The organism is Maridesulfovibrio sp. (assembly GCF_963677005.1).
GTDB lineage: Bacteria > Desulfobacterota > Desulfovibrionia > Desulfovibrionales > Desulfovibrionaceae > Maridesulfovibrio.
The window spans coordinates 2,796,102-2,817,033 of the sequence record NZ_OY781616.1 but is presented as its reverse complement, the minus strand read 5'-3'; the positions used below and the strand labels follow the sequence as shown (position 1 = coordinate 2,817,033).

The 20,932-nt window shown below is 53.2% G+C and carries 18 protein-coding genes; 8 read left to right on the top strand and 10 right to left on the bottom strand.

Translation table 11 applies throughout. The features are described 5' to 3' along the window. The first annotated feature begins 56 nt into the window (after window positions 1–56). Together ACKU4E_RS12485 and ACKU4E_RS12480 are read left to right on the top strand one after the other, a co-directional pair. Window positions 57–2,249, top strand: coding sequence for a diguanylate cyclase (locus ACKU4E_RS12485; RefSeq protein WP_320171407.1), 2,193 nt, complete (start codon window positions 57–59; stop codon window positions 2,247–2,249). 100 nt (window positions 2,250–2,349) lie between these two features. Further along, window positions 2,350–2,649, top strand: coding sequence for a hypothetical protein (locus ACKU4E_RS12480; protein WP_320171406.1), 300 nt, complete (start codon window positions 2,350–2,352; stop codon window positions 2,647–2,649). 3 nt (window positions 2,650–2,652) lie between these two features. On the opposite strand, the gene ACKU4E_RS12475 is transcribed toward ACKU4E_RS12480, so the two are convergent. Then, window positions 2,653–3,282 carry a TetR/AcrR family transcriptional regulator gene (locus ACKU4E_RS12475; RefSeq protein ID WP_320171405.1) on the bottom strand — a complete coding sequence of 210 codons (630 nt, stop codon included), beginning with the start codon at window positions 3,280–3,282 and terminating at the stop codon, window positions 2,653–2,655. A 428-nt stretch (window positions 3,283–3,710) separates the two neighbouring features. On the opposite strand from ACKU4E_RS12475, the gene buk reads away from it, so the two are divergent. The 5 genes from buk to epsC all read left to right on the top strand — a co-directional run bounded on the left by buk (window position 3,711) and on the right by epsC (window position 9,182). After that, a complete protein-coding gene (buk, locus tag ACKU4E_RS12470) occupies window positions 3,711–4,805 on the top strand; it encodes a butyrate kinase (RefSeq protein ID WP_320171404.1) in 1,095 nt (364 codons plus the stop codon). A 306-nt stretch (window positions 4,806–5,111) separates the two neighbouring features. After that, complete coding sequence (gene nifU / locus ACKU4E_RS12465) at window positions 5,112–5,951, top strand: Fe-S cluster assembly protein NifU (RefSeq protein ID WP_320171403.1); 840 nt, start codon at window positions 5,112–5,114, stop codon at window positions 5,949–5,951. Between the two features lie 2 nt (window positions 5,952–5,953). Then, the gene (nifS, locus tag ACKU4E_RS12460; protein ID WP_320171402.1) at window positions 5,954–7,147 is read left to right on the top strand and encodes a cysteine desulfurase NifS; all 1,194 of its coding nucleotides are present in this window, start codon (window positions 5,954–5,956) and stop codon (window positions 7,145–7,147) included. A 214-nt stretch (window positions 7,148–7,361) separates the two neighbouring features. Further along, on the top strand, window positions 7,362–8,285 hold the full coding sequence (cysK, locus tag ACKU4E_RS12455) for a cysteine synthase A (RefSeq protein ID WP_320171401.1): 924 nt from the start codon (window positions 7,362–7,364) through the stop codon (window positions 8,283–8,285). 12 nt (window positions 8,286–8,297) lie between these two features. Next, window positions 8,298–9,182, top strand: coding sequence for a serine O-acetyltransferase EpsC (gene epsC / locus ACKU4E_RS12450; RefSeq protein ID WP_320171400.1), 885 nt, complete (start codon window positions 8,298–8,300; stop codon window positions 9,180–9,182). Between the two features lie 102 nt (window positions 9,183–9,284). Here epsC and ACKU4E_RS12445 read toward each other — a convergent pair whose 3' ends face one another. From ACKU4E_RS12445 to ACKU4E_RS12430, 4 genes are all read right to left on the bottom strand, one after another. After that, window positions 9,285–10,928, bottom strand: coding sequence for an AMP-binding protein (locus ACKU4E_RS12445; RefSeq protein ID WP_320171399.1), 1,644 nt, complete (start codon window positions 10,926–10,928; stop codon window positions 9,285–9,287). A 138-nt stretch (window positions 10,929–11,066) separates the two neighbouring features. Continuing rightward, complete coding sequence (locus ACKU4E_RS12440) at window positions 11,067–11,624, bottom strand: XRE family transcriptional regulator (RefSeq protein WP_320171398.1); 558 nt, start codon at window positions 11,622–11,624, stop codon at window positions 11,067–11,069. 74 nt (window positions 11,625–11,698) lie between these two features. Next, entirely contained in the window at window positions 11,699–13,345 is a 1,647-nt protein-coding gene (locus ACKU4E_RS12435; protein WP_320171397.1) for an AMP-binding protein, read from the bottom strand. A gap of 13 nt (window positions 13,346–13,358) precedes the next feature. Next, window positions 13,359–13,922 carry an XRE family transcriptional regulator gene (locus ACKU4E_RS12430; RefSeq protein WP_320171396.1) on the bottom strand — a complete coding sequence of 188 codons (564 nt, stop codon included), beginning with the start codon at window positions 13,920–13,922 and terminating at the stop codon, window positions 13,359–13,361. 314 nt (window positions 13,923–14,236) lie between these two features. Between ACKU4E_RS12430 and ACKU4E_RS12425 the strand changes: the two genes are divergently transcribed. After that, a complete protein-coding gene (locus ACKU4E_RS12425) occupies window positions 14,237–14,992 on the top strand; it encodes a tetratricopeptide repeat protein (protein ID WP_320171395.1) in 756 nt (251 codons plus the stop codon). Window positions 14,993–15,060: 68 nt separating this feature from the next. Here ACKU4E_RS12425 and ACKU4E_RS12420 read toward each other — a convergent pair whose 3' ends face one another. The 5 genes from ACKU4E_RS12420 to aspS form a co-directional block, all read right to left on the bottom strand. Next, the gene (locus ACKU4E_RS12420) at window positions 15,061–16,344 is read right to left on the bottom strand and encodes a transcription antitermination factor NusB (RefSeq protein WP_320171394.1); all 1,284 of its coding nucleotides are present in this window, start codon (window positions 16,342–16,344) and stop codon (window positions 15,061–15,063) included. Window positions 16,345–16,358: 14 nt separating this feature from the next. After that, window positions 16,359–17,177 carry a DUF116 domain-containing protein gene (locus ACKU4E_RS12415; protein WP_320171393.1) on the bottom strand — a complete coding sequence of 273 codons (819 nt, stop codon included), beginning with the start codon at window positions 17,175–17,177 and terminating at the stop codon, window positions 16,359–16,361. Between the two features lie 106 nt (window positions 17,178–17,283). Then, window positions 17,284–18,240, bottom strand: a complete 957-nt coding sequence (fmt, locus tag ACKU4E_RS12410; protein ID WP_320171392.1) for a methionyl-tRNA formyltransferase — start codon at window positions 18,238–18,240, stop codon at window positions 17,284–17,286. Further along, window positions 18,216–18,725, bottom strand: a complete 510-nt coding sequence (gene def, locus ACKU4E_RS12405) for a peptide deformylase (protein ID WP_320171391.1) — start codon at window positions 18,723–18,725, stop codon at window positions 18,216–18,218. The genes fmt and def overlap by 25 nt, the downstream gene beginning before the upstream one ends. Before the next feature lie 377 nt (window positions 18,726–19,102). Beyond that, the gene (gene aspS / locus ACKU4E_RS12400; protein ID WP_320171390.1) at window positions 19,103–20,926 is read right to left on the bottom strand and encodes an aspartate--tRNA ligase; all 1,824 of its coding nucleotides are present in this window, start codon (window positions 20,924–20,926) and stop codon (window positions 19,103–19,105) included. Window positions 20,927–20,932 lie beyond the last annotated feature (6 nt).

Below are 20,932 nucleotides of genomic sequence, written 5' to 3'. Positions count from 1 at the left end.
TTTATCGGATTAAGTCATCGCCCCTTTCTTTGAGGTAGAGCCCCAATCAGGTGCTCATGGAAAATGCCATCAAAAAGAATGAACACCTTTTCAACGAAAACCAGTTTGTACAGACTCGAATAATTGCAGAGGCCCTGACAAGGGAAATGGGCGGGTTGGCTTCCACCACCGAGGTGCTGGCAGGAACTCTTTTCTCCGAAATGGCGGATGGATCTGCAGATGTTTCGGAAGTTCGAAATTATCTTAAGAATCAGATCCGTAAGCACGAGGTGATTAACGGATACCTCTACTACGACGGGGCCGGTAAGGTGCAGGTGGAAGTCGGCCGCGATCCCTCCACAACCGAAATCATGCATAAGGTTGGCAGTTCCTTTCTCCGTATTGCCAGAAAAGAATTCCGAAAGACCGGTTCAGCTCCATATCTTACATTCACCTATGTTAACAGCGCGGAACAATTGCTCGCCTTTGCCTTTCCTGTACGTAACGGAAAAGGACCGAGGGGAACGGTGATTCAGGTCATCAATCTTAAGCCGTTGTTCGAACTGTATTTTGTGCCGGTCCGTTACGGTGATTGCTGTGCCAGCTTCATGCTTTCCGGCAGGGGAGTGGTTGTCTACGACAGTGATGCAGGTATAATCGGTAAAAATGTTTTTCAGGGGCTGCATGAAGAGTTTCCTGAGGTCATTGCTCTTGACCGGAGAATGGTTAACGAGCCTGAAGGGCGGGCAGAATTTCGGTTTATAGACCGGATGACCGGCAAGAAGGTCAGAAAACTGCTCAGTTGGCACGCCGCAAGAATCGGACAGCAGAAGTACGTGGTCGGTATTGCCGTTCCGGATTCCATTATTGCCGGGACCGTGGCCGAATCAAGATATATCCATCTGTTTTCCCACGGGGTGCTGGTCGTTCTTATCCTGCTGGTCATCTATACTCTTTTCCTGCGCTGGGCGGAGCAGAGGATAAAAGACAGCGAAAAGCGTCTTGTGCTTGCTTTTGAGGGGAACAGGGACGGTGTATGGGATTGGAATATCAGTAAGTCTGAGGTTTATTTTTCCCCGCGCTGGAAAGAGATGCTGGGTTATAAAGATGATGAAATATGCTCAAGCGTAACCGAGTGGCAGTCCCGTATACATCCTGATGATTCTCAGGTGGCGCGGGAACTGCTTCAGAAACATCTTAATGATGAAACAGATTTTTACGAGGGTGAGTACCGGATGCGCTGTCGGGATGGCTCCTACAAATGGGTGCTGGCCCGCGGGCGGGTCTATGCCAGGGACAGGTTCGGTAAGCCGGAGCGGATGATCGGGACCAATACAGATATCACCCAGAAAAAGAAGATCGAAATCGAGATCCTCAAATTGTCATTGGCGGTGGAAAGCAGTCCTTCTGCGGTAGTCATTACAGATCCGACAGGGGCCATAGAATATGTGAACCGGGGATTTGAGGAGATCACCGGCTATTGTATTGAAGAAGCAAGGGGTAGGAATCCGTCAGAACTTGTTAAGTCCAGTGCCGAGCAGGACGATATCTATCATGATTTATGGGTGACGATTACGGCCGGCAATGTCTGGAGAGGGGAACTGACCAACCGGACAAAAGGAGGAGAGACCTACTGGTGCCGTCTTTCCATTTCTCCGGTATTGGATGGTTACGGCAAGGTAACCAATTATGTAGGCATTCAGGAGGATTTGACGGAGCTTAAGAACAAGGAGGCCGAACTTGAACGCCTGGCCATGATTGATGAGTTGACCGGGTTGAATAACAGGCGGCATTTCATGGAACTCGCCGCAATAGAAATGAGCAGGACAGTCCGGAACGAAAGTGCCATGTGTCTTGTTTTTCTTGATATTGACCACTTCAAGAGGGTAAACGATACTTACGGTCATGATTGCGGGGATTATGTCCTGAAGGAATTCTCCACCCTTGTGAAAAACGGTATACGCGATATTGACATTTTCGGGCGCATCGGCGGGGAAGAATTCTCGCTTATCCTGACCAACACCGATGTGCACGGTGCCGGGATTCTCCTTGAACGGCTGCGTATGTCCGTGGAGCAGTTTAATTTCAGCTATAGGGACATCCCGTTGCATATAACCTGCAGTTTCGGTTTTTGCATGTATTCAGCCGACTGTCCGGAAAATCTGGAAGGATTGTTGAAGCAGGCGGACCGGGCGCTTTATTTCGCAAAGCATAATGGCCGTAACACGACCGTGTTTTTCGATGATTTGCCCGAATACGGCATAGAGTGAAGTTTAGGCTTTCCAGCCTGTAGAGACAGGCGGCTTTCGTGAAACTAATATTGGACATGCCTGTGCGCGGTATCCGCGAACGGACAGGAGGAATAAGTTTATGACCGGAATTGATCTCAACGGCCTCATGCTTCTGGCTCTTGCCGTGTGTGCGGTGATTCTGCCTCTCTGGCTGGGATTTCGGCTGCGGAAAAGCAGGCCCGGAGTGCTCTGGATCGGGCTGGTTCTGACTGTTCTTTTCGGTCCGCTGGGGCAGGTCTATGTTGCCGGATGGATCGGCTGGTTTCTTATTGTTCTGGGTATCTGTGTTGCCGCTCAGCAGCTTCTGGACCCGTCCTCGGCCATGATCGTGATGATGATCGCGTCTCCGCTTGTCATGTACTTCAGAATGCGCAGATAACACTCATTTCGCACAGGGAAACAGCAGCCCCCGGAGCATCTTGTGCATGGCCTGCTCCATGCGCTCCCATCCTATTTCTTCCTGCAGGCTTACCCCCCCATAGCTTTTGGAGGTCAGGGAACGAACGGCCAGGTAGGATATCCCTCCGCCCAGCAGGGCTACTGCTGCGGGCAGATCCACATCGTCAGGAACGTCCTGCTTGAGATGTTCGTAGAATTCAAGGGCGGTCCTTACACGTATATCTTCCAGTATTTCCGAAAGCGGTGTTCTTTCCACCATTTCCCAGGCCAGCAGTTTCAATGTGTCCGGCCGTGTTTCAAGCGTGCGCCTGAGTGCTGTGAAAAATGCTCCGATCTGTTCTTCCGGCGGGAGGTCAGGGTATCTTGACGGGGCGTTGGACAAAAGCTCTTCCGTGGTCGGCCAGTATATGCCCGATGCTCCAAGTTCTGTCAGAAGATTTTCCAGTCCGTTGAAGTAGCTGTACAAGATCTTGCGGGACACCCCGGCCCGCTGGACAATTTCATCCACATCAAGCTTGGTGAATCCTTTTTCTGCTGCGCATCTGTATGCGGCGAGTAGAATTTTCCTGCGTGTGGCCGTGATGGTGTTGATGGGAACAACTTTCAGAGTCACGAGGTCTTCCTTTGTGGAGGGTGAAGGTGTCTTAAAAACCGAGGTTATCGTCTCAGTTCAGCAAAATTTTTGATCAAAATGATTACTCTCAAGTTAACAGCATTAATCTACTAGGGTTTCCAAAGGCCCATCAGCCCTTAGGCGAGAAGCTTCGCTTCGAGTCTTAGGGATGTGGAGAGCAGAGATGGATTATCCCCTTTGGCCGCCGGAAGCGAAATCATATTATTAAAAGCGCGAAGCGCATCAAATTTAATCTCTTGAATACCTTTTGACGTAGTAAAGGAATGTAATACCTGCAGGTTTTAAGTCAAGTTCAGCCCTGCCTGTCTGAATGTGGTACAGGTGCGCCGAAAGGAACAGCTTTTGTTTTTTCATGTTTTATCACATAATGCATCGCTGATTCCTTACTATATTCATGGAGATAATGAATGCCCGCAAAAATATTGGTTATCAACCCCGGTTCAACGTCCACCAAAGTGGCCGTCTTTCGCGACAAAGAAGTCAGTTTTGATGCCGAAGTGAGATATACACGCGAAAGCATGAGCCACTTCCCATCCGTTATCGCGCAAAAGGAATTCAGAACCGCTTCCGTTCTGGAACTGATTGAAGATGAGTTGTCGGACGGACTCCCGGATATGGTGGTTGGACGGGGAGGGCTGCTCCGGCCGATTCCCGGCGGGCCGTATACAATCGGCGACGGCATGATAGCCGATCTCGAAAGCGGACGGTACGGAGTTCATCCCTGCAACCTAGGTGCGATCATGGCTCGTGAACTGGCCGACAAATGGGGCGTTCCGTCCATGATCATGGACCCGGTAGTTACCGATGAGATGGACCCTGTTGCCCGTATGACCGGCCTGCCGGAAATTACCCGGCGCAGCGTTTTTCACGCCCTCAGCCAGCGCGGAGCGGCCTGGTCCGTTGCCGCCGAAATGGGGCTGGATTATTCCCGGTCCAAATTCATAGTCGCACATATGGGCGGAGGCATTTCCATCGGTGCGCATCGCAACGGCAGGATAGTCGATGTGAACAACGCTCTTGACGGTGAAGGCCCTTTCAGCCCGGAGCGTTCCGGTACATTGCCGGTGCTTCCGGTTCTGGAACTGGTGGAATCCGGGCGGTATTCTTTTTCGGAAATGCGTACGACCGTGACTTCCGGCTGCGGGATGCTGGCTCATACCGGCACCAACGATCTTCGTGAAGTAGAAGCCATGATCAGTGAAGGGCGCGAAGACGCGAAGCTGGTTTTCGAAGCCCTCGTATACAACATCTGCAAGCATATCTGTTCATTTCTCCCGGCACTCATGCGGAACGATGCGGACCGCGAACCCGTCAGCGCGATCATCCTCACCGGCGGGCTGGCCCGCAGTAAAAAACTGGTCTCCGCCATTGAAAGTGTTGTGGACTTCATTGCTCCGGTTCATGCGGTCACCGGGCTGGAGGAAATGGAAGTGATGGGTATGGGCGGCCTTGCTGTTCTTCGCGGAGAATTGGAGGCACAGGTATACCCTGCGGATATGTAAATCCCCCCGAAAATCCTTTCCTGATTGTATTCTCTTATGACTGAATGAACTAAATCCGGTCCGAGCCCTTGTGTTTCGTTAGTTCGAACCTATCTTTAGAAAAGGTGATCCGTCTTACTTGCATATGAAGTTGGTAAGGCGTACCATTAAACCATACTAAAATAGTATAAATTATTGAGGCCGAAAATTCGGCATAACAGGCGCGGATTTGTATCGCAGAAAATGCGGAAAAGTGTATAATGAAAAGACTCTTTGAAACGCCGATAACTCAGATTCACCCCCGGAACGGGGATGCGGAGGATTCCTATGTGGGAATATACAGATAAGGTCAGAGAACATTTCTTGAATCCGAGAAATGTCGGAACGATTGAGGATGCGGATGCAATAGGTGAAGTAGGCTCCCTTTCCTGCGGAGATGCGCTTCGTCTGTTTCTCAAGGTGGATGCGGAAGGCCGTATACAGGACGCCAAGTTTCAGACTTTCGGCTGCGCCAGCGCCATTGCGTCCAGCTCGATTCTTACCGAGCTCATCAAGGGCATGACTCTGGATGAGGCTGCACAGGTTTCCAACAAGGAAATTGCCGAGGCCCTTGGCGGACTGCCCAAGGAAAAGATGCATTGCTCGGTCATGGGTCAGGAAGCCCTTGAAGATGCAATCCGCAAGTACCGGGGACTCGGTGCCGCTCCTGCTCCTGAAGGTGAGATTGTCTGCAAGTGCTTCGGCGTCACCGATCTGCAGATTCGGCGTGCGGTGCTGGAAAACGGGCTGACCTCCATTGAGGAAGTGACCAACTTCACCAAGGCCGGAGGCGGTTGCGAGGAATGTCACGGACGCATTCAGGAGATCATCACCGAAACCCTGAGCGGAAAGGCTGCTGAACCTGTTGCCGAGGCGAGCGCTCCGGCAGCCATGACCAACATCAGGAGATTTCAGCTCGTCACCCGGACTATCGATGAAGAAATCCGTCCTGCCCTGAAGAAGGACGGCGGTGATATCGAGCTGATCGACATTGACGGCCATGAGGTTATTGTTTCGCTCCGAGGTTCCTGCGTGGGTTGTCCTTCCAGCGGCAACACCCTCAAGGGATTTGTGGAGCGTCGGCTCAGGGAGACCGTGGAACCTGAAATAACCGTGAAGGAGGCGTAGATATGTGTTCGGTATATCTCGATAACAATGCCACCACCATGGTTGCCCCCGAAGTGCGCGAGGCCATCCTGCCGCTGCTGGGCGAGGAATACGGAAACCCGTCATCCATGCACGGGCTGGGCGGAAGGTCCGGCCTGCTGCTGTCCCAGGCCCGCGAAAAGGTCGCGGCCACGCTCAACTGCGATCCGGACGAAATCATTTTCACTTCCTGCGGCACCGAGGGCGACAATACTGCGGTCTTTTCCGCTCTGGAATCACAGCCGGAAAAGCGGCACATCATTACCACCCGTGTGGAGCACCCTGCCGTGCTGAACGTTGCCCGGCACTATGAGCGCAAGGGCTACGATGTCACCTATCTGGGAGTTGATTCCGGGGGCAGTTTCGATCTGGACGCCTATCGCGCGGCCATACGCCCGGATACGGCTCTGGTTTCGGTCATGTACGCCAACAATGAATCCGGTGTAATTTCTCCCATTGAAGAGATGGTGACCATTGCAAAGGAAAAGGGAGTTCTTTTCCACACCGATGCCGTGCAGGCCGTAGGCAAGATTCCCATCGACCTCGGGAAGCTGCCTGTGGATTATCTGGCCCTGTCCGGTCACAAGATTCACGCCCCCAAGGGGGTAGGTGTCCTCTTTCTGCGGCGGAACACTCCTTTCCGCCCATTCATGATGGGCGGGCATCAGGAGCACGGACGCCGTGGCGGAACGGAAAACCTGCCCGGCATCGTCGGGCTCGGAACGGCCATGGAGTTGGCGGCAGCGCATATCGGGGAAGAAAATACCAGAGTGCGTGCCCTTCGCGACAGGCTTGAAAAGGGACTGCTTGCCTCCATTCCTGAATCCATTATCAACGGCGACCCCGAAATCCGGCTGCCCAATACGCTTTCCATCGCCTTCAAGTATATCGAAGGCGAGGCCATGCTGCTCATGCTCGACCAGTTCGGCATCTGTGCAAGTTCCGGTTCCGCCTGCACGTCAGGCTCGCTCGAACCTTCCCATGTCCTGCGGGCCATGGGAGTTCCGTTCACCTTTGCTCACGGGTCGCTGCGTTTCTCCCTGTCCATCTACAATACGGATGAGGACATTGACCTCGTACTCAGGGAACTGCCGCCCATCATCAGCAGGCTGCGCGAGATGTCTCCTTTCCGCAAGGGTGACGAGGGTCTGGATTGGGTTGATGCCCACGAGCATTAAGTCTTACAGTTCCTCCATGTCTTCGGATAGCTGACCGGAGGCATGGAGGAATCTCTCCGGATTATTTCAGAAGCAGAAAGCTGTCCTGGCCGGTGCCGCGTGGATGAGCGGTTGCTAATTAAGTATTTTTGCTGATAAATGATTGAGGTAGATTCGGAAAACGAAATTTAATGATACTTTTTATGTGTAAAACGAATCTTCCGGAGGCAAACAGATGAATATACATGATTCAATGCTGTCGCTGGTGGGGAACACCCCGCTGGTGAGGTTGAACAAGGTGACCGAAGGCTGTGCCGCACAGGTGGTCGCCAAACTGGAATTTTTCAATCCCTGCTCATCGGTCAAGGACCGCATAGGGCTTTCCATGATCGAGGAAGCCGAAAAACGCGGAGAACTTAAGCCCGGTGCCACGGTTGTAGAGCCCACGAGCGGGAATACCGGTGTCGGGCTGGCCTTTGTATGCGCCGCAAAGGGCTATAAGCTGGTCCTGACCATGCCTGAATCCATGAGCCGTGAACGCAAGGACCTGCTTAAGGGGTTCGGCGCAGAGCTTGTGCTCACCCCGGCAGCGGAGGGTATGGCCGGTGCTGTCCGAAAGGCCGAGGAGCTTGCCGGGGCGGACCCGAAAGCCTTTCTGCCGATGCAGTTTGCAAATCCTGACAACCCGTTGGCGCACAGAACCATTACCGTTAACGAAATATGGGATGATACGGACGGCAGAATAGATATTTTTGTTGCCGGAGTCGGAACCGGTGGAACATTGACCGGTATCGGCGCGGAACTCAAAAAGCGCAATCCTGCGATCAAGATTGTTGCTGTGGAGCCGGAGAGCTCTCCGGTCCTGTCCGGAGGAAAGCCCGGACCCCACGCCATTCAGGGCATCGGGGCCGGTTTTGTCCCTGAAGTTCTGGATACCGATATCATCGACGAGATCGTGCGTGTTGCGGATAATGACGCCGTGAACACTGCAAGGCGTCTTATCCGGGAAGAAGGCATACTGTGCGGAATTTCAGCCGGTGCGGCTGCTTATGCCGCTGTTGAAATTGCGAAAAGGGAAGAAAACAGAGACAAGCTGGTGGTGTTCATCGTTCCCGATACCGGGGAACGTTATCTGAGCACTGTGCTGTTCAAGGACTAAGGTGCGCTAACAATGGTCAGCAAGATCGGGAATCCCCTTTTGACGGATGTGGTCGAGGCCCTTTGCGAGGAAAACTCATACGAATCCGTCTATCACATGCCGGAACACGACCGGCCCATGCCTTCTCTGGAGGCTCTCGGAGAGTTGGTGGGAAGGCTGCAGGCGGTTCTTTTTCCGGGATATTTCGGTGATTCCGAAATCCGGCCCGAAACCATGCGCTACCACATCGGCGGAAATCTGGATGTGGCCTACCGCATTCTGGTGGAGCAGGTTCTGCGCGGGCACTGTTTTTTCTGCAAGGCTGACGAACTCCGCTGCATGGATTGCGAGGCAGACGCAAAGCGCATTGCTTCCGAGTTCATGTCCAGACTGCCGGAAATCCGCAGGCTGCTTGCTACCGATGTTCAGGCCGCCTACATAGGCGACCCGGCTTCAAAGAGTCCCGGCGAGACTATTTTTTGCTACCCCAGCATAACCGCCCTTACTCATCATCGTATTGCTCACGAGCTTTACAAGCTGGAAGTGGACCTCATCCCCCGCATCATCGGCGAGATGGCCCACTCCAAGACCGGTATCGATATCCATCCCGGAGCAAGGATCGGGGAGCATTTCTTCATCGACCACGGGACCGGTACGGTTATAGGTGAAACCTGTATCATCGGCCGTAATGTTCGCCTCTATCAGGGTGTCACCCTCGGCGCCAAGAGCTTCCCGCAGGACGATTCCGGCAACCTGATCAAAGGCATACCCCGCCATCCCATAGTGGAGGATGATGTCATAGTCTATTCCGGGGCCACAATCCTCGGAAGGGTTACCATAGGGCAGGGCGCGGTCATTGGCGGCAACGTCTGGGTGACACGTTCAGTGGAGGCCGGAGAACGTTTGCTGCAGCGGTAGCCGGACATTGGGGATTGTTGTGTTAAAAAAGAGAACGCCCTGCCGATATATGTCGGCAGGGCGTTTGTTTCTGTATCCCGGTCTATTCTGGAGGGGCAGAGGTTATTTTGCCTCGGCCTCGTCTTTTGCCCGGATTTCGGCCCGTTTGATTTTTCCGCTGATGGTCTTGGGCAGTTCGTCAACGTAGTCTATCACTCTGGGGTATTTGTACGGGGCAGTTACTTTCTTGACGTGATCCTGAAGCTCTTTGGTCAGTTCGGCGCTGCCTTCGTAACCGGCAGCCAGCACGATAGTCGCCTTTACGGCCTGTCCGCGGACCGGGTCGGGAACGCCGGTAACGGCTGCTTCGACTACCGCGTCGTGTGTTATCAGCGCGGATTCCACTTCAAAGGGTCCTATGCGGTATCCGGAACTCTTGATCAGATCATCGGTCCTGCCCAGAAACCAGAAGTAGCCGTCTTCATCCATCCAGGCTTTGTCGCCGGTCTGGTAGTAGCCGTTGACCATGACATTGGCGGTCTTTTCAGGCTCGTCCAGATAGCCGGTGAAAAGTCCCACCGGGCGCGGGTCGAGCTTTACACAGATCTGTCCTTCTTCACCGGGGGCACAGCGGTTGCCTTCAGCATCGAAAAGCGCGATGTCCCATCCCGGACACGGTTTGCCGATGGACCCCGGTTTGGGTGTCATGTGCGGGAAAGTTGCGATCTGCAGTACGGATTCCGTCTGTCCGTAGCCTTCGTACAGGGGCAGACCGGTTGCTTCCTGCCAGGCTTCGAAAACGGAAGCGTTGAGCAGTTCCCCGGCAGTGGTGCAGTGCCTGAGTGCGGACAGGTCGTACTTGGAAAGGTCTTCGCGAATCATGAAACGGAAGACTGTCGGCGGAGCGCAGAAGGTCGTGACCTTGTGTTCGGAAATGATCTGAAGCAGCTCTGAAGGTACGAATTTTCCGCGGAAATCCCATACGAAGACCACGGCCCCGGCCATCCACTGGCCGTAGTATTTGCCCCAGACGGCTTTGCCCCAGCCGGTATCGGCCAGAGTAAGATGGATATCGCCCGGTTCCAGATCGTGCCAGTAGGCTCCTGTGGTGTAGTGACCCAGCGGATAATTGTGGGTGTGCTCGACCATTTTCGGCGGTCCGGTGGTGCCGGAGGAAAAGAATATGAGCAGGGAATCATCTCCGCAGGCGCAGTCGTCCGGCCGGGGGAAGGAATCGGATGATTCCTCGCAGATGGTTTCGAAATCCAGCCATCCCTCGTGAGTCTCCGCTTCTCCTGCCTGAACAAGTATTTCAAGGGTCGGGCAGTCCTTTCTTGCGGCCTCAACCCGATCTGCAACCGAGTCTTCGGCAATGATTCCCTTGATCTTTGCAAAATTGACCCTGAATTCGATGTCCTTGGTGGTCAGCAGGTTGGGGGAAGGAACAGGGACAGCCCCGATCTTGTGGCAGGCCAGCATGGATATCCACCAGTCTATGCGGCGATAGAGGATGATCATGATCCGATCACCTTTGCCCACTCCTGCCTTGGTCAGGGCATTGGCCAGCCGTGCTGATTTTTTGGAAAAGAATCCGAAATCCATTTCCCTGCGCGTGCCGTCCGGGCCGATGTGGATCATCGCAGGTCTGGACGGATCTTCGGCGGCGTATCTGTCCACACAGTCGAAAGCGAAATTGTAGTTGTCGGGCACCTCGGCTTTATATCCTGCACGGAAGTCTTCGTATGACGTGTATTTCTGCTTCTGCATTTCATATCTCCACAGGGATGTCTGATTCCATCCCGATAATTGCTGTTGGTTGACGTTCGGTTCTCAAAAGTAAAGTCGGATTTTTACCGCAGACCGCAGGTGCGTTCGCCGCAGGCGGACGCTACCGGATACGGCCTGCTAGAGAATGACGTCCAGCATGCGTGCAGATCTGCCGCCAAGGCCTCGCAGGGCGTGCGGGGTGTTGGAATCAAAGTACAGAGAATCGCCTTCATCAAGTTCAAGGACGGAGTCGCCGAGCCTGAGTTCAAGGCGTCCCTCAAGCACGTAGATGAATTCCTGTCCCCGGTGGGTGGTGAAGTTCATTTCCGTCACGTCCTTGGACGGCACCTCGACCATGAAAGGCTCCATGCGTCTGCCCACGAAAGTGGAGGCCAGATTCTTGTAGTCGTAGTCCTTGCGGCGGTCCACGACCAGCCCTTTGCCTTTGCGCACAAGGGCGTAGTTGGTCAGGTGCGCTTCGGAACCGGAGATAAGAACCGTAAGGCCTACCCCGCAGATGTGCGCCACATCCATAAGGTAGCTCACGGGGATTTCCATGGTCCCGGATTCATACTGAGCGGCTTTTTCTACCGTTACTCCGGTTTTTTCGGCCAGTTCCTCAAGTGTCATGTCCATTGCGTCCCGCAGGCCCTGAAGCCTGGGCGCAATTTCCTTGTATGCCTGGTTGTTGCTCATACCGCCTCCCTGATGCGGTTGCTTTTATTGGATGCACCGTGAATCATTTTCTGTTCAAAGAAATGTCTTTTTTCCTATGCATCGGGGTACAGCTCTGCGGCCATTTCCCTTAATTTGTATTTCTGAATTTTACCACTCGCCGTCATCGGATAAGAATCTATGAAAGTGACGTATTTTGGAATTTTGTATCGGGATATCTTGCCCCGGCAGAAGTCCACAACATCCTGCTGATCCATTTCAACGCCGTCTTTCAATATGATGAACGCTCCCACCTGCTCACCGAATTTCTTGCTCGGAACGCCGGCAACCTGAACATCTAGAATTCCATCCATGGTGTAAAGGAATTCTTCTATTTCACGAGGATAAATATTTTCTCCCCCGCGAATTATCATGTCTTTCAGCCTTCCGGTTACTTCTACATAGCCTTCTTCGTCCATGGTTCCGAGGTCGCCGGAATGGAGCCATCCGTCTATGTCGATGGCCGTTGCCGTGGCTTCATCGTTCTTGTAGTAGCCTTTCATCACGTTGTAGCCGCGGCAGCAGATTTCGCCTGTTTCGCCGTGTTCACACTCCTTGCCCGTTTCCGGGTTGAATATGGCCACTTCGATTTCCGGCATTGCCCGGCCCACGCTTTCGGTCCGGCGTCTGATGTCGTCTTCCATTCTGGTCTGGGTCATCACCGGGGAACCCTCGGTCAGCCCGTAGCAGATAGTGATGTCCTTCATGTTCATTTTGTCCATGACTTTCTTCATGACTTCCACCGGGCACGGAGAGCCCGCCATGATTCCGGTACGCAGAGAAGAGTAGTCGAATCTGTTGAACATCTTGTGGTCGAGAATGGCGATGAACATGGTCGGAACGCCGTAAACAGCGGTGCATTTTTCCTGATCCACGGAAGCCATGACCAGCAGCGGGTCGAATCCTTCGAGAATGACCAGCGTTGCGGCATGGTTGATGGCGGCAAGTACTCCGAGTACACAGCCGAAACAGTGAAACAGGGGAACAGGCAGACAGAGCCGGTCACCCGGTCGGAAACCCTGGTTTTCGCCGATCCAGAATCCGTTGTTTCCGATGTTGTAATGGGTCAGCTGCACACCTTTGGGGAATCCTGTTGTTCCCGAAGTGTACTGCATGTTTACCACATCATGGGGATCAAGGGAGTCCTGGCGGGTCTGGTATTCCTCTTCCGATACAACTGCGGAAAGGTTGATGACCTCGGCCATGGAATACATTCCGCGGTGTTTTTCCTGTCCCAGAAAGAAAACTCTTTTGAGATCCGGAAATCTGGCGCTTTTCAGGTAGCCGCGTTCCTGTGTTTTCAGTTCCGGGACCAGATCATACACGGTTTCAAGGTAATCTATTTCCCGGAAGCCATCGATGATGACCAGGTTTTCGCATTCGGACTGTTTGAGCAGGTATTCCAGTTCGGTAGTGCGGTAAAAGGTGTTTACGGTCAGCAGGATAGCCCCGATTTTGGCCGTGGCAAACTGCAGGGCAACCCAGTAAGGCACGTTGGTTGCCCAGATTGCGACCTTTTCGCCCTTCTTTATGCCCAGAGCCATGAGTCCCATGGCCAGTTCATCCACAAGTTCACCGAATTCGCGGTAGGTGAGGCGGAAATCGCGGTCAACGTAAACAACTGCTTCGTTGTCAGGATAGTTTTCCACTATCTCGTCCAGCAGTGTGCCGAGAGTAATCTCCCTGAGGTGTGATTTTTCCATGGAACCGCCTTTCCTATTCCGGGAAGTAGAGGACTGCGTAAATGTCGCACTTTTCGCCGTGTGCGGCTACGTAGTGCGGAACAACGGAATTAAAGTAAACGCTGTCTCCGGCCTGGAGCACGCTTTCCTCTTTTCCGTATACCACCTTGAGTTTTCCCGAAACAACGATGATGAATTCCTCTCCTTCGTGGGAGGTGAGTTTCGGTTCCGTATCTTCCGGCTCTATTTCAATGAAGAACGGTTCCATATGGCGGTCGCTTTTCCCTTTTCCAAGAGAGAAATATTTCATGGAAGCCGTGTGTTCCATATCGGAATGCATGGAAAATTCTTCTTCACGCTCATCTAATTTTATGATGATCGGGTCCTTGCTGACATGGTCGTCCAGAAAAGTTCCAAGGCGGACACCAAGTGCCCTGGCAATTTTAAGCAGGGGGCCCAGCGAGGGATACATGTCCTTTTCTTCAACCGCACCAAGGAATTCCAGCCCCAGTCCGGTTCGTTCCGAAAAATCCTCAATACTGAGTCCCTGTTTTTCCCTGAAGGTTTTGATGCGCTGCCCAACTTTTGTCTTGTTCATTTTTCCCTCGTCTGGTCTGACCCGTTTCCACGGCATTCTGGTATGAATTTACAAAAAACGTTAGAAATGAGTGCTTACAATAATAACGTTTTTTTGTCACTATTCACTGTCATGTCAGCTCTTATTCATCTGCTGTACAGCAGACAGCCAAGATAAAACTTCGTGCGACAAAAATGAAGGACAAAATTGGAAAATGTACTTTGCTGTTGCTGTCTGGGAGGAACGGTCATCCAGCAACCTGATTTTGCTGTTGGCGTTTCAGTAGAAATTTATCTATAGTCGCTCAATTACGGTAATCAAGATAAGGATTGCAAATGGCTTCAGCAGAAAATGTAAGTGGCAGAGAGAAGATTCAGGGAGTTTTTTCAAGCCAGAGTGTCCAGAAGATCGGCACAGGCACAACTGTGCGCAGGACTATCAGTAAAATGTACTGGATGGTCCGTGAACTGGATGACGGCAGTGTGGAAGTGCAGGCCCTTAATAAAAGTTATGTTCCCGCAGGCCCCAAGTCGGCTGTGGATATGGAGGAGTTCCTTTCCAAGTATTCGCCGGAACCGGAATTTTATGTCTCAACGGTATATCCGAAGATCAAGGAGTTGGGTTCTTCCATTGAGCGTGGTGAAAAAGCAAGGCAGGCCGGGGCAACCTACAGCGCCGAATTTGAATTTCAGAATGCCCTGGACGTTGACGAGGAGAACGTCAAGGCGAATTTCGGGCTGGGGCTTACATACATGGAGCGTGGTGAGAACACCAAGGCGAATGATATTTTTGAACGTCTTGTAAATCTTGACGCCGCCTTTCAGACCGAGCACAAGCACCTTTTCAATGAATTCGGTATAAACCTGCGCAAGAGCGGCATGCAGGACCAGGCCATAGAATATTACCAGCGGGCTCTTCAGATGAGTTCACAGGATGAGAACCTGCATTACAATATCGCCAGAGCTTATTTTGAGAAAGGGATGTTGGAAAAATGCGCCGATCACCTGACCAAGGCTCTGTCCCTGAATAAGGATCATGTGGAAGCTCAGAAATTTTTTGATTTCGTGAAAAAGCAGCTTCAGGGTCAGTAGTCCGTATCTTCCTTCTCCAGAATTTGCGCTCAGGATAGCGCCTTATCAGTTCCGGAATTAAAAGGACATCAGATCTTTTCAATGAGGGCGGCGTAGAAAAACTCGCGCAGTTCCGAATCCGGAGGTGTGGTCCATTCCTTGAGCAGTCTTGCGTCTTTGTGTCGATGCAAAAAGGTTGCTATCTGCCGTTCATTTTCATCCGGGTTCAGGGTGCAGGTTATATAGGCCAGCCGTCCGTTTGTGCGAACTGTCCGCCAGCTGTTTTCAAGAATGCGTGACTGCAGGACAACCAGAGAGGCAAGGTCGTCGGGAGTGCGCCGGAATTTGGTGTCCGGCCTTCTGGCAAGAACTCCGAGTCCTGAGCACGGAACATCCAGCAGGGCTGTTCCCAGCGAATTGTTCGCTAGTGGCGACGCAATTGCGGATGCCCGGAAAGCCGGGAAATCCGCAAGGTCCTTTTTCAGGGCCGAAATCCTGCCCTTGTGCGGGTCGCTGGCGAAGACCGGTGCAATCCCTTGTGAAACCAGAAATTTTGATTTGCCTCCGCGGCCCGAACATCCGTCCCATACAGGAACCGGCCATTCCTTCGGGGAAAGCGCAGCCAGCGCCTGTCTTGCCGCATAGCTCCTGCGGAACAGGGTCCCCCTGTTCAGGGTTTTGAACGCTTCCGGAAACTGCCCGGAGGGAAAGGCGAAAGCCTGTCCGTCTGTCTCAATGAAATCCTGTTCTTTCATGAGCAAAGCGGCCACTGCTGCTGCTTTCTTGTCTCCGGTATCCAGAACGAATCCTGCTGCCGGCGGGAGAGTCTGTGCTTCGAGGTACATTTCTGCCTGTTCCTGACCATAAGCCTTTACCCACAGGTCAACGATCCATTCCGGACAGGAGTATCGGGCCGAGAGAAACTCAGCCTCGGTTTTCGTATTGCGGCGGAAGAACTCCTCGTCAACTCCGTCATCGGCCAGCCTGGCAACCTTGCGCAGCACTGCGTTTGCCAGCCCGCCGAGCTTTCCGCGGGAAAGTCTTTTGGCAGAGTCCACGCCCCAGTCTACTGATGCGTATGCCGGAACATCCATATGCAGAATTTCATATGCGGCCATGCCCAGGACCCTCAGTACCGGTTCCGGAAGTCCTTCCGGTCTTGAAAGAAAACATTTCAGTACGGAGAGCAGGCGGATGCGCGTGCGCAGGTAGCCGTAAAATATTTCCGTTATGAAGCCTCGGTCTCGCTGGTCCGGTCCGGCGGCAGACAGGATATTGTCCAGCACAGACTGCGCATCGGCATTGCCATCCAGAGTGCGGGTTATACACTCAAAGGCGAGTCCCCGTGTTCCGGGCAGGGTCGGCTTCTTCATCGGATATGTTTTCTCTAGCGTCCGGTAATGGGTGTAAGGGCCACGTTCTTGTCAACGTCGGCCGGAAGTTTGTCTTCTTTTATGAACCGGCGCAGGGCATCTTCAACTGCCGCAAGGGATACCATGGTATCGAGGCAGGGACCGTTGGGCCGTTCGTTGAGCACGCCGTAAACCGGGAGCGGGTAGGTATCCTGAATACCGCTTGAGAGATCGCGCTCACAGGCAATGGCTATGATCATGCGCGGACGTTTCTGGACAACCAGACGTCTGGCAATGGTGCCGCCGGTGGCAACAGCGAAATGCACGCCGTATTTGTCCCGCAGGTCCAGCAATCCCTTGATTGTGCACAGTCCGCAGCGTTTGCAGTTGTCCACATCGTAGGTCAGGCGCATGTCGCAGCGGCTGGATTGCAGGCAGTGCGGGGTCAGGATCATGATCTTGTCCGGGTCAAAGTGGCCTGCTTCCGAAAGCACCAGCTCGTTGTTGACCTTGATGAAAGAGGACCGGATTTTCCGTTTGGAAAGGCCGAATATGCGTCCCAGAATAGTCATCAGCGGCAGGAAGAGCTTTACGGTCAGACCGCGTGCCTTTTTGGAAAAAGGAAAGGTCCGGCCAAGCACGACGTTTGCCAGCAGTCCTGCATAGGCCCAGCCGACAAGCATGATGAGCATGAAGATGATAATTCCCCATACCCATGTTGCCCAGCTCCCGAAAGAATCCAGTCCCACATAGGGGACGTACCAGAGCAGGCCCAGAAAAAAGCAGAGCAGGGCGCAGGTTCCTGTTATCAGACCGATGAAAAGGCGTTTTTTGGAATCTTTTTCTATGCTCACGTTTGTTCCTGAATCAGATTAAGTCGCTTGGCCGAAGCAAGGGAGTGTCCCCTTCAATAAAAAGCGGCAGCAAAGCCGCGGACGCATGGTGTTTTCCGCAGGAAGTTTATGAGCATCTGCCCATATATCCGCATATGAATGCCTTGCCGTCCATTTCCTTCTTACCTGCCGGTTTAACACCGGATGCGAGGTAGAGTTTGTCCGCGCAGGCGATGCCCAGCATTCCTTCAAATTCACCGACAATGGTTCCGGGAGCGTTGTCGCCGGACTCCATGTCTCCGGGCTTGCCCGGGGTAAGGACCAGTCTGATCGGATCCTTGCCCTCTTCCGGAGTCCAGAAAAAATAAGCACCGGGCCACGGGTGCATGCCCCTGATCTGGTTATGGACGGCCTTGGCGTCCTTGGTCCAGTCTATCAAACCTTCTTCCTTGGAAAGTTTGGAGGCATACGTTGCTATCTCATCATCCTGTTCCATGATGATGAGGTGCTTGTTTTCGTAGCGGAGCAGGGTTTCCATGACCAACGGGCCGCCCATGGCCGCGAGTTCATCGTGGATTTTGCCGGTGTAGTCGTCCCAGGCGATGCCGAGAGCCTGCTGAACAAGGATAGGACCTGTATCAAGCCCGGCTTCCATCTTCATGATGGTTATGCCGGTTGCGTGTTCCCCGTTTGCCACCGCCCGGTGGATGGGGGCCGCTCCCCGGTATTTCGGGAGCAGGGAGGCATGCACGTTAAGAGGCATGATGGCCGGAACATCAAGCACGGACTGCGGAAGAATGAGTCCGTATGCGGCCACTACCAGAAAGTCCGGCGCAAGCGCGCGCAATACTTCAACGTCCTTCTCGTCCTTGAAATTAACCGGCTGGAATACCGGAATTTCATTTTTGAGAGCCACTTCCTTTACCGGGGACGGGCGCATCTTCTGACCGCGTCCGCAGGGGCGGTCAGGCTGTGTGTAAGCCGCCACAACCTCGCATCCGTCCCATTCCACGAGATATTCGAGAATGGTGGACGCGAAGTCCGGTGTACCCATGAAAACTATTCGCCAGCGTTTTTCTGCCATTTCTTGATCTTCTTGTCGTACATTGCGCGTTTGAGGCGGCCTACCCTGTCAACAATGAGGGTTCCGTCAAGGTGGTCTATTTCATGCTGCAGAACTATGGCCTTGAAATCATCGGCTTCAATTCTCAGTTCGTTGCCGTCAAGATCAGTTCCGGTGACGACAACTTTTTCTGCGCGTTTGATGACGCAGCGGAAAGAGGGACATGAGAGGCAGCTTTCCTCGGAATCAATCGAGCCTTCGCTGGAGATGATTTCGGGATTGATGATGACCTGAAGGTCCGTACGTTCCTTGGGGCCGGACGGATCTATCACGATCAGACGTTTCTGCAGCCCGACCTGCGGGGCGGCCAGTCCTACACCGTCATCTTCGTACATGGTCTCGACCATATTGTCGATTATCTCCCGCAGTTCGGGAGTAAGTTCTTCAATCCTTTCACAGACCTCTTTCAAGGACGGTGCGGGGTATTTGACAAGTTCAAGTTTCATAAAAATTTCCTTAAAGGCCCCGGACCCGGTTCCCCGGAACCCTTCGATTAAATGGCGCGTATATCCGCTTTACGCATACCCGGAAGCTTGCTCGTGCAATGCTGTCCGGTCTTTACATATAGGCAGGTTCGGTAAGCCTGTTGCCAGCCGAACCTGCCGGATTTGTTCTTGTTATTATTTGTGCGCTTCGCGCTTTTGATCTTTTGATTTTGCCGCCGGCGGCCAAAGGGGATAATCCCCTTTGGAATCCCTAAGGGTTTAAGGCAACTGCATTGAAAGCCGCCTCTTAAATCAAAAGCGTTGCTGAGCTATGGTAATAACCATATTTCCAATGAGGCTTTGCCTTTCCTTGGGGCGGAGCCCAGACAAATACTCGACTAAAGTTCTTTCTTTTCGCGGACCCTGATTCCCAGTTCACGCAGCTGTGTGCTGGCGACTTCGGAGGGTGCTTCGGTCATCAGACAGGTGGCCTTCTGGGTTTTGGGGAAGGCTATTACGTCCCTGATGGATTTTGCTCCGCACAGGATCATAATAAGTCTGTCCAGACCAAAGGCAATACCGCCGTGCGGGGGTGCTCCGAATTTCAGCGCGTCCATGAGGAATCCGAATTTAGCGCGGGCTTCCTCTTCTCCTATTCCGAGGGCAGCAAACATTTTCTGCTGCATTTCCGGAGTGTGGATACGGATGGAGCCGCCGCCGACTTCATAACCGTTCAGGACGATGTCGTATGCGCGGGCAAGGGCTTCATCCGGCTTGTCGGTTATCTGATCGATCTGCCCTTCCTGCGGGGAGGTAAAGGGATGGTGGCGGGCCACATACCTTTTTTCATCGGGGTTGTACTCAAGCAGCGGGAAGTCCGTTACCCAGAGCGGAGCGAATTCGGATTCGTCGATGAGTCCGAAACGTTCACCCAGTTTGAGGCGCAGTGCGGCCAGTGCGGCGTTGACGATGTCCGCTGCTCCGGCCTGGAAGAAGAGAATATCTCCGGGTTCGCAGGAAGTGAGTTCCTTGAGCTTGGAGCATTCCTCTTCGCTGAAGAATTTTACGATGGGAGACTGCCAGCCGCCGTCTTCCTTGACCTTGATCCAGGCCAGACCCTTGGAACCATAAATTTCAACGAATTTTGTGTACTCGTCTATTTCCTTGCGGGAGAGTTCCGCTCCGGCGGGAACGCGCAGGACCTTGACCAGTTCAGCGCCGCCGAAGACCTTGAAGTCGGAGCCGCGGAAAATATCAGAAGCTTCCTGCAGTTTCAGGTCAAAACGCACGTCCGGCTTGTCGCAGCCGTAGTCGCGCATGGCATCTGAGTAGGTCATGCGGGGAAATTCTGCAGGCAGGTTTTTGCCGATGGTTTCCCGGAACACGGTGCGGACCATTTCTTCGGCCATACTCATGACCTGTTCTTCGTCCACGAAGCTCATTTCAATATCAATCTGGGTGAATTCCGGCTGACGGTCGGCACGCAGGTCTTCATCGCGGAAGCATTTCACGATCTGGAAATAACGGTCCAGACCTGAAACCATGAGCATCTGCTTGAAAAGCTGCGGGGACTGGGGCAGGGCGTAGAATTCGCCGTTGTTCAAACGGCTGGGAACCAGAAAGTCGCGAGCGCCTTCAGGGGTGGATTTGGTCAGTACCGGAGTTTCCACTTCAAGGAATCCTAGGCCGTCAAGATAGCGGCGTACTGACTGTGCAGCCTTGTTGCGCAGGATGAAATTCTTGGCCAGTCCGGGACGGCGCAGGTCCAGAAAGCGGTATTTGAGGCGCAGCATTTCGGATGCTTCAATGCGGTCCTCAATTGCGAACGGAGGAGTGTCCGAAGTGTTGAGCAGCTTCCATTCGTCAACGACGATTTCGATTTCGCCGGTTTTGAGGTTGGCATTGCGCATGCCTTCGGGGCGTTCGCGAACCTGGCCCTTGATGGCCACAACGTATTCGGAACGGATGGCATGGGCGCGTTCGTGCGCTTCGGAGCTGTGTTCGGGGCTGAAAACAACCTGAGTCAGACCTTCACGGTCACGCAGGTCTATGAAAATCAGCCCGCCGTGGTCACGGCGAAACTGGACCCAGCCCATGAGCAGGACCTGGTCACCGAGATTGGCGGCGGTAAGGTCGTTGCAGGTGTGGGTGCGCTTCCATCCCCCGAGCGATTCGATCACTCGGTATTCGTCATAATCGCGTTCTTCAATCTGTTCGGACATTTTTGT